This window comes from Streptomyces sp. NPDC059828 (assembly GCF_042731955.1).
Classification (GTDB): Bacteria; Actinomycetota; Actinomycetes; order Streptomycetales; family Streptomycetaceae; genus Streptomyces.
The window spans coordinates 1-9,345 of record NZ_JBHWIW010000087.1 but is presented as its reverse complement, the minus strand read 5'-3'; the positions used below and the strand labels follow the sequence as shown (position 1 = coordinate 9,345).

Annotated in this window: 8 protein-coding genes and 1 pseudogene; 5 read left to right on the top strand and 4 right to left on the bottom strand. The window is 70.0% G+C overall.

Annotated features, from left to right (window positions below; genetic code table 11):
• Positions 1-207 precede the first annotated feature (207 nt).
• Together ACFV6V_RS30685 and ACFV6V_RS30680 are read right to left on the bottom strand one after the other, a co-directional pair.
• Entirely contained in the window at positions 208-1,050 is an 843-nt protein-coding gene (locus ACFV6V_RS30685) for a MurR/RpiR family transcriptional regulator (protein WP_385571111.1), read from the bottom strand.
• Between the two features lie 343 nt (positions 1,051-1,393).
• Entirely contained in the window at positions 1,394-2,782 is a 1,389-nt protein-coding gene (locus ACFV6V_RS30680; RefSeq protein WP_385571110.1) for a cystathionine beta-synthase, read from the bottom strand.
• 201 nt (positions 2,783-2,983) lie between these two features.
• Between ACFV6V_RS30680 and ACFV6V_RS30675 the strand changes: the two genes are divergently transcribed.
• The 3 genes from ACFV6V_RS30675 to ACFV6V_RS30665 all read left to right on the top strand — a co-directional run bounded on the left by ACFV6V_RS30675 (position 2,984) and on the right by ACFV6V_RS30665 (position 6,666).
• The gene (locus ACFV6V_RS30675) at positions 2,984-3,979 is read left to right on the top strand and encodes an SGNH/GDSL hydrolase family protein (RefSeq protein WP_385571113.1); all 996 of its coding nucleotides are present in this window, start codon (positions 2,984-2,986) and stop codon (positions 3,977-3,979) included.
• Positions 3,980-4,223: 244 nt separating this feature from the next.
• Positions 4,224-5,444, top strand: a complete 1,221-nt coding sequence (locus ACFV6V_RS30670; RefSeq protein WP_385571109.1) for an acetyl-CoA C-acetyltransferase — start codon at positions 4,224-4,226, stop codon at positions 5,442-5,444.
• Between the two features lie 322 nt (positions 5,445-5,766).
• Entirely contained in the window at positions 5,767-6,666 is a 900-nt protein-coding gene (locus tag ACFV6V_RS30665; protein WP_385571112.1) for a hypothetical protein, read from the top strand.
• On the opposite strand, the gene ACFV6V_RS30660 is transcribed toward ACFV6V_RS30665, so the two are convergent.
• Positions 6,667-6,996 (bottom strand): hypothetical protein, encoded by a 330-nt coding sequence (locus ACFV6V_RS30660; protein WP_385571108.1) that lies wholly within the window; start codon positions 6,994-6,996, stop codon positions 6,667-6,669.
• A 99-nt stretch (positions 6,997-7,095) separates the two neighbouring features.
• Between ACFV6V_RS30660 and ACFV6V_RS30655 the strand changes: the two genes are divergently transcribed.
• The gene (locus tag ACFV6V_RS30655; RefSeq protein ID WP_385571107.1) at positions 7,096-7,326 is read left to right on the top strand and encodes a DUF4287 domain-containing protein; all 231 of its coding nucleotides are present in this window, start codon (positions 7,096-7,098) and stop codon (positions 7,324-7,326) included.
• Positions 7,327-7,569: 243 nt separating this feature from the next.
• Here the strand turns inward: ACFV6V_RS30655 and ACFV6V_RS30650 are convergent, their stop codons facing one another.
• The gene (locus ACFV6V_RS30650; protein WP_385571106.1) at positions 7,570-8,454 is read right to left on the bottom strand and encodes a Bax inhibitor-1/YccA family protein; all 885 of its coding nucleotides are present in this window, start codon (positions 8,452-8,454) and stop codon (positions 7,570-7,572) included.
• A 356-nt stretch (positions 8,455-8,810) separates the two neighbouring features.
• Here ACFV6V_RS30650 and ACFV6V_RS30645 point away from each other — a divergent pair.
• Positions 8,811-9,345, top strand: a pseudogene (locus ACFV6V_RS30645) (hypothetical protein); the annotation flags it as partial.

Genomic DNA, 9,345 nt, shown 5'->3' with positions numbered 1-9,345 from the left:
TCGCCGATACCCCGGAAGGCTGGGGAAATCCCACCGCCTTGCAACGCCCCCCGGGCCGGCCGAGCCTGGGGAGACTCCACACGGCTGACGCCGCGGGCTGAATCTCGAAGATCGCCCGGACAGGGCCTGGTCGCCGATTCCGCGGACCCCCCAACGGCGGCTGAAAGCGCCGATGACCGGAGCGGCGCGCGAGCTTCCGCTCAGCGGCTACTCGGCGAACAACCCGCGCTCGGCCGCCCGTACGTCGAACTGCTCGAGCCTCGCCTGCGCGTCCGGCAGGTCGTCGCACATCGCTTCCAGCAGCACCCGCCCCAGCAGCATCGGCGCACAGGCCGTGTCGAAGGCGAGGCCCGTGCCGACTGCCGCCGGGATCAGCAGATCGCTGTGGGTGCCGACCGGAGCGAAGGCGGAGTCGGCGACCGTGACGACGGTCAGCCCGCAGGAGCGGGCGTAGTCGAGCGCCTCGATGACCTCTTTGGGATGGCGCGGCAGCGCGAAACAGAGCAGCGCACTCGCGCCCGCACGCCGGGCCCCGTCGATGCGGTCGGCGACCATCGAACCGCCCTCGTCGATGAGGCGTACGTCGGGATGCACCTTGGCCGCGAAGTACGCGAAGCCACGCGCCTGCGACGAGGCGGCCCGCAGACCCAGGACCGGCAGCGGCCGGGAGGCGGCGAGCAGCCGTCCGGCCCGCTCGACGGGGGCCGGGTCGGCGAGCATCTCGGCGAGGTGCCGCAGGTTCTCGATCTCCGCGTGGACGGCCTGCTGGTACTCGTTGAACTCGTCCTTGCCCTCGACCGGTTCGGCGGCCGGTGCGACCTCACGCAGATGACGGCGCAGCGCCGGATAGCCGTCGAACCCGAGCGCGACGGCGAAGCGGGTGACGGAGGGCTGGCTGACCCCGGCGAGCTCGGCCAGTTCGACGCTGGACAGGAAGGCCACATCCCCCGCGCGGCGCACCATGCAGTGGGCGATGCGGCGCTGGGTGGGCGTGAGCCGCTGGCCCTCGAAAAGCTGCTGCAACCGTGCGGCAGGGCTGGTGTCGCTCATGCCGTCCCCCTTCTCGGCCGTCTCAGCACCCGGATCGTCCATTCAGTCCCCTAGAACTCTGCATGAACGTATGCAGCCAGAGCAAGGCGGGCCGTGCGGGGGGCGCACGCAACGGTTCGCGAAAGCGGTACGAGCGCGACACATTGGCGCAGCACGTGCTTAACACGCGTCCGGCACATTGGTGGGTGTCGGCGTCAAGGACTTCCGGAGCGGCTCCCGGACCTCCATGGACGCCGGGCGCATCCCGGCCCTGACCCGGGACGAGCGCCCCTCGCGGGGACCGCCGTCGTCCCGCCCCCCGTTCAGGGGGTGCGGCGGTCCCCGCGCTCACATCACTCGGGGGCTACTTGGCGCCTTCCCTGGCGAGGAACGACAGCAGGTCCTGCCTGCTGACCACGCCGGTCGGCTTGCCCTCGACGAGCACGATCGCCGCGTCCGCCGTACCGAGCACGGCCATCAGGTCGCTGACCGGCTCACCCGAGCCGACCTGCGGCAACGGGGCGCTCATATGCTTCTCCAGCGGGTCGTGCAGCGACGCCCGCTGGGTGAACAGTGCGTCCAGCAGCTCCCGCTCCACGACCGAGCCGATGACCTCCGCGGCCATGACATCCGGGTGACCGGCACCCGGCTTGACGATCGGCATCTGGGAGACGCCGTACTCCCGCAGCACCTCGATGGCCTGGCCGACCGTCTCCTCGGGGTGCATGTGCACGAGCGAGGGCAGCGCGCCCTCCTTGTGCTCCAGCACGGCGCTGACCAGCGGCTCGTCGCCGGCCTGCTCCAGGAAGCCGTAGTCGTTCATCCACTCGTCGTTGAAGATCTTCGAGAGGTAGCCGCGCCCGCTGTCCGGGAGCAGCACGACCACGACGTCGTCCGGGCCGAGGCCCTCCGCCACGCGCAGCGCCGCGACGACCGCCATGCCGCAGGAACCTCCGACCAGCAGACCCTCCTCCTTGGCGAGGCGGCGGGTCATCTGGAAGGCGTCCTTGTCGGACACGGCGACGATCTCGTCGGTGACGTTGGGGTCGTAGGCGGTGGGCCAGAAGTCCTCACCGACACCCTCGATGAGGTACGGACGGCCCGAGCCGCCCGAGTACACGGAGCCCTCGGGGTCGGCACCGACGACACGCACCGTGCCGTCGCTGATCTCCTTCAGATAGCGGCCGGTGCCGGAGATGGTGCCGCCCGTACCCACACCCGCGACGAAATGGGTGATTTTCCCCTCAGTCTGATCCCAGAGTTCGGGACCGGTCGTCTCGTAGTGCGAGCGCGGGTTGTTGGGGTTGGAGTACTGGTCGGGCTTCCAGGCACCCGGGGTCTCCTGGACCAGCCGGTCGGAGACGTTGTAGTACGAGTCCGGGTGCTCCGGGTCGACCGCGGTCGGGCAGACCACGACCTCGGCGCCATAGGCGCGCAGCACATTGATCTTGTCCGTGGACACCTTGTCAGGGCAGACGAAGATGCACTTGTAGCCCTTCTGCTGAGCCACGATGGCAAGCCCGACACCGGTGTTCCCGCTGGTGGGCTCGACGATCGTGCCGCCCGGCTTGAGCTCTCCGCTCTGCTCGGCGGCCTCGATCATGCGCAGGGCGATACGGTCCTTCACCGAACCGCCCGGGTTGAAGTACTCAACCTTGGCGAGCACCGTCGCCTGAATGCCCGCTGTCACGCTGTTCAGCTTCACCAGCGGGGTATTGCCAACCAGACTGATCATCGAGTCGTGGAATTGCACCGTTTTGTCTCCGGGATCTCCGTAGTGGTTCCGCCAGCGTATGCCGTATCGGAGTGAGATTGGGCGACGGTCGTTACGGGGCAGTTAGCTCTTGAGTGACACGACGTGGACACGAGTGACATGCCGTAGACGGACGGGTACGAGCACGGCAGAGAGCAGCACGGCTACGCGGAGGTGGCGGGGACTGTGTCAAGGGCGAGGGTGGCGCGGCGTATCGCGGCGGGCGCGGCGTACGGCGGCGGCGGGATCGGACTGGTCGGGGCTGCGGCGGTGGGTCTGCTGCTGGCCGAGGTGCAGCTGGCGAAACGGTCGGTGAACGGCGGCACTGCGCCGCTGCCCCCGACCCCTGACGGGATGTACGGCACGGTGTACATCCCGTCGGAACCGCTGCGGCTGGCGCTGCTGGGCGATTCCACGGCGGTCGGCCAAGGCGTCCGCCGCTCGGGGCAGACACCGGGCGCCCTGCTGGCCTCCGGGCTGGCCGCGGTCGCGGAGCGGCCCGTGGAACTGCGCATCGCGGCGGAGTGCGGGGCCAGGTCGGACGATCTGCAGCGGCAGACGGCGCTGGCCCTCCAGGACCCGGCGCGGGTCCCGGATGTGTGCGTCATCATGATCGGCGCGAATGACGTGACCCACCGCATCCCACCGACCCAGTCGGTGCGCTGTCTGTCGGCGGCGGTGCGGCGGCTGCGCACGGCGGGTGCGGAGGTGGTGGTGGGCACCTGCCCCGATCTCGGCACCATCGAGCCGGTGTACCAGCCGCTGCGGTTCCTGGCCCGCCGGGTCTCCCGGCAGCTTGCCGCGGCGCAGACGATCGTGGCGGTGGAGCAGGGCGGCCGGACGGTGTCGCTCGGTGATCTGCTGGGTCCCGAGTTCGCGGCGAACCCGCGTGAGCTCTTCGGCCCCGACAACTACCACCCCTCGGCGGAGGGGTACGCGACGGCGGCGATGGCGATGCTGCCCACGCTCTGCGCGGCGCTCGGGCTGTGGCCCGATTCGGACCGGCTGGAAGTGGACCGCCACGAGGGGATGCTGCCGGTCGCCAAGGCAGCGGCGGAGGCGGCGAACGAGGCCGGCACGGAGGTCACCGGGGCCCGCGCGCCCTGGGCACTGCTCAAGCACCGCAGGCGGCGCCGGCTGCCCCCTCCGGTCGCGGCGGAGCCCACGGCGGCTTCGGAGGTGCACCCTGGTGCGTAGAGCCCTCCGCCGGAAATCCGGTGCGTCACCCGGGTCCCCGGGGGGCGCCCGGCAGTGGCAGCGGGAGATGGTCCGGGGGCCGTTCCGTCGCGGCTGGTCGCTCGCGCCCAGGACGAGTGGGCGCATATGCGTAAGCGAGCGCTTAGAAAAGAGGTCCTCATCACACGGTCCGTACAGTGACCCGCGCGGTACGTAGGGGTAATTTCCCAGACAGTTGTTCTGATCGTACTTTCCTGGAGCCGTGATGCCCGAAGCCGTGATCGTCTCTGCCGCCCGCTCTCCCATCGGCCGGGCCTTCAAAGGCTCCCTGAAAGACCTGCGGCCGGACGACCTGACCGCGACCATCGTGCAGGCCGCGCTGGCCAAGGTGCCCGAGCTCGACCCGAGGGACATCGACGACCTGATGCTCGGCTGCGGCCTGCCCGGCGGCGAGCAGGGATACAACCTCGGCCGGATCGTGGCCGTGCAGATGGGGATGGACCACCTCCCGGGCTGCACCATCACCCGGTACTGCTCGTCCTCCCTCCAGACCTCCCGCATGGCGCTGCACGCCATCAAGGCCGGCGAGGGCGACGTCTTCATCTCTGCCGGTGTCGAGATGGTGTCCCGTTCGGTGAAGGGCACGTCCGACGGCCTGCCCGACACGCACAACCCGCTGTTCGCCGAGGCCGAGGGCCGCACCGCGGCCGTCGCCGCCAGCGAGGGCTCGACCTGGCACGACCCGCGCGAGGACGGCCTGATCCCGGACGCCTACATCAGCATGGGCCAGACCGCGGAGAACCTGGCCCGGCTCAAGGGCGTAAGCCGCCAGGAGATGGACGAGTTCGGCGTGCGGTCCCAGAACCTCGCCGAGCAGGCCATCAAGAACGGCTTCTGGGAGCGCGAGATCACCCCGGTGACGCTCCCCGACGGCACGGTCGTCAGCAAGGACGACGGCCCGCGCGCCGGCGTCACGCTGGAGGGCGTCCAGGGCCTGAAGCCGGTCTTCCGCCCCGACGGCCTGGTGACGGCGGCCAACTGCTGCCCGCTCAACGACGGCGCCGCCGCGCTCGTGATCATGTCCGACACCAAGGCGCGGGAGCTGGGACTGACCCCGCTGGCCCGGATCGTCTCCACCGGAGTCTCGGGCCTCTCCCCCGAGATCATGGGCTACGGCCCCGTCGAGGCGTCCAAGCAGGCGCTGAAGCGCGCCGGGCTGACCATGGGCGACATCGACCTGGTCGAGATCAACGAGGCGTTCGCGGCCCAGGTCATCCCGTCCTACCGGGACCTGGACATCCCGCTGGACAAGCTGAACGTCAACGGAGGCGCGATCGCGGTCGGCCACCCCTTCGGCATGACCGGCGCCCGCATCACCGGCACCCTGATCAACGGCCTCCAGTTCCACGACAAGCAGTTCGGCCTGGAGACCATGTGCGTCGGCGGCGGGCAGGGCATGGCCATGGTGATCGAGCGCCTGAGCTGATGCCCCGCGCAAGGGCGCTGACCTGCCCGGTCGAGCGACGGAGGAACGGGTCCCCCTTCCTCCTGGCCGACTCGGTCAATCCCTCCGCATCCCAGCCGTGACCTAATCTCCCCCAGGATGTGACGTATCTCCTGGGGGAGATACATTTGGCCAGGTCAGAGCATCTCTAGGGGTAATCGTCCCGCGTGATTCCCACCCGACCCCTGTGAAGAGCTGTCCATTTCGTGATGTATTGCACTGACACGAGACATCAGCTCAGGCCAAGCTGATGTAGTAAGTCGGTCGGGGATCCTCAGAAACCGGGAGTACGTCAGTGAGCGCCATGTCTCTCGCCCTCATGCTGACCGCGGCCACGGCCACGGCAGCGGGCACCGCCGCCCTGCACGCCGCTCACGGGCTGCGCAAGCAGGTCACGGCCCTGCGTGCGGAGCTGTCGGCCCTGCACGGCAGTGGTCCCGGTCCGCTCGCCGCCACGGTGCCCGGGGCCCGCACCGCCCCCGCCGAGGAGATACGCGCCGCCGTTGCCGAAGCCCTCGCCGAGGAGCGGGAGCGTGAACTGGCCGAGGCGCGCGCCTTCTGGGCCGCGCAGGAGGCCCGCGAGGGTGCCGACGCCCCGACGACGCTGCTCGGCGGATCCGGGGGGCTCGGCGAGGACGCACCCCCGCTGTTCATCCCGCGCCAGGCCGACTTCGCGGGGCTCGAGGCGATGGGCTTCGAGGCCATGCACCTCGATGAGGCGCTGGAAGCGGTCGACGCGATGGGCGCGCTGGACGCGGCCGAGGCACTGGACGGACAGGACGAGCTCCCCGGATTCAGTGAGCCTCCGGCCGAGTTCGCCGAGGACTCCCCGGAGCTGGCCGCAGCCCGCCGCAGGCACCCCTCCCACCCGGACTTCGTACCGGTCCAGACCCCGGTGGTCACCGACCACGAGCGCACGGTGGCCCGCCTCGAGGAGCTCGCGGAGACCGGCACCGGCCTCGCCGACGTACGGCCAGGACCGCTCGGCACCCTCGACGTCTACGTCTTCGCCGACGGCACGACACTCTGCATCACCCCCGGCCACCGGGAGACGGCCGAACGCCTCGCCGACGCACTGCGCAGCGGACGGACACCTGTCCTGCTGGGTGGCTCCGGTGTGTCCGGAGCCTATGCGCTGACCTTCTCCTGCGGCCCCGAGGAGAGCGTCTACATCCTCGCGGACCGCGTCATCGCATCCCTCTGATCACAGCAGGGCCCTCAGGCGCTCCCCCGCCTTCTCCACGAACCCCACGGCCTCGTCCAGCTCCCGCGGCGGGGCCGCAGTCGTGCGCAAGGACTCAGCCAAATCCGACCCTGCCACGACAAGTTGGTCGGCCACGGCGAAGACCCCGGCATCGGGCATGATCTTCGGGTCCTCGTCCGGGGCCTCGATCCGCTGGGCCCGCACCGCCAACTCCCTGGCCAGCGCCAGCCCTTCGTCCGCAGCCCCACGCTGCAAACGACTCTGCGGGGCGGTGCGCAACCGGTCGGCGATCCGCTCCACGGCGGCGGTCAAGGGTGTCGTATCAAGCACGACGCGACCCTATGCGCCGGTGCCGCACTGTTGCCAATGGACGAACACTCAGGCACGGTGACGTGAAGGACCACACGCGCAAAGCGCACGGAGGCGCCGATGTCCCAAGTCTTCTCCGAAGAGACCCACCGCAATCTGCTCTCCCGCATCCCCCACTGCACCGGTCGTGAAGTGGCCGACTGGCTCCGCACCGTGGAGGACGGCCCCGCTCTCTTCCGCTTCGAGGAGAAGGTCAGCTGGCTGCGCGGCGAGCACAATCTCGCCTACGGCCACGCGAAAGCGATCATCCACGAGTACGACCTGAGGCGCGCGGCCCGCAGACTGCTCTAGGCCGAGTTCGAGAACTGGCGCCGTCCGCCCGGAGGGCGGGGCTCGCGGCCTCTGGTGCAGCGAGTGTGCGTGCCGGGGCCACCTCCCGGGCGAAGCTCTGGAGGAGTCGCCGGCGAGGCGGGAGTTCTCACACACGGCCTGGGCAGCCACGGATCGCCACCCGCGCCATCGGTGACCACAACGCGAAGGGCCCGCCCGGCTTTCACCGGGCGGGCCCTTCGTTCACTCATGCGCGTCCGGACGTCAGTCGTCGCCCTGGAGGATCGACAGCAGCCGCAGCATCTCCAGGTAGATCCACACCAGGGTCATGGTGAGGCCGAAGGCCGCCAGCCAGGACTCCTCGCGGGGAGCGCCGTAGTTGATGCCGTCCTCGACCTGCTTGAAGTCCAGCGCGAGGAAGCAGGCACCGAGGATGATGCCGATGACACCGAACAGGATGCCGAGGCCACCGCTGCGGAAGCCGAGGCCGTCACCGCCGCCGAACACGGCGAACAGTGCGTTGACCGCCATCAGCAGCAGGAACCCGAGCGCCGCAGCCATCACGAAACCGTAGAAGCGGCGGGTGACGCGGATCCAGCCCATCCTGTACGCGACCAGCACGCCGGCGAACACCGCCATCGTGCCGAGCACCGCCTGCATGACCACGCCATCCGCGATGTACGTGGAGACGGCGCTGGAGATCACGCCGAGGAAGACACCCTCGAACGCGGCGTAGGCGAGGATCAGCGCGGGCGACGGCTTGCGCTTGAAGGACTGGACCAGCGCCAGCACGAACGCGACCAGCGCGGCGCCGATGCCGATGGCGTACGACTTGCCGATGTTGGCCTGGTCGACGGGCAGCAGCACCCACGACAGGATCGCGGTGAGCACGACGGTGCCGAGCGTCATGGCGGTGCGCGCCACGACGTCGTCCATCGTCATCACACCGGTGCGGGCGGGTGCCTGCGGCGGTGCGCCCAGCTGGGCGTCGGCCGGCGCGTAAGGGTTGGTGGCGTACGGGTTGCCGGTGCCCTGGGCGTACGGGTTTCCGGCGGCGGGGCCCCCGGCCTGCGGCGCGGCGTTGAAGCCCGCGTAGCCGTTGTCGCGGCTGAACCCTCGTCGCGAGAAGACCGGGTTGCTGCTCCTCATCTCACTCCTCCATGGCCGCCGTGCGCGGCCTTGCCACAAGAGTAATGCGGGGGCAAAGAGATCCGCCTAGTGCTGAAGGAGGATCTTTCCTTGATCGTGACAAGCCGGTCACTCCGACCGATCACCACCATCGCCCCGCATCGCCCATTCGTTCGACTTGCACGCCAGCCCCGTACCCCGGTGTGTGCCGGCGTATTCCGGCATACCCCGATCGAACGATCACCTGACCGGAGCACGGTGCGGCGCGGCAACAGCAGGGCGGCGGTAGCGGGCTGTGGGATGTGCGTCGCAGGCCACTCGCACACGTGGATCACTCCGTGACGGCCGTGGCACCGCACAGAGAAAGGAAGCTCATCATGAGCAGCAGCACCCGGCGTCTCCGCACCGCGGTCGTCCTGGCGGCCGCGGCCGGTCTGGCCGGTCAGGCCCTCGCCATGGCTCCCGCCGCCGACGCCGCGACCAAGCCGCGGCCGAGGCCGCACTACCCCCAGCCGAAGCCGAAGCCGAGCCCTCCGGTCCAGTTCCCCCACGGACTCGCGGAGTTCACCGAGGACGACACGTTCACGGTGCCCAGCGGTGTGCGTTCGATCTTCGTCCAGGCGTGGGGCGCCGGTGGTGGCGCGGGCGGCGGTGGCGGTGGCGCGTCGTCGGAACTGACCGGGGCCGGCGGGGGCGGCGGTGGCGGCGGTGGCGGCGGCTTCGTCTGGTGCGCTGTGTCCGTGAAGCCCGGCCAGACGTACACCGTCGACATCGGGGACGGCGGCACCTCCGGGACCGCGGGTACCGGCGCAACAGGTGTCAACGCACCGGGTGGGGGCGGGGGGGCCGCCCCGGCCGCCCCCGCCGCACCCAACAAAAAACCCACGAAAAATAAAAAAAACACAAACAAAA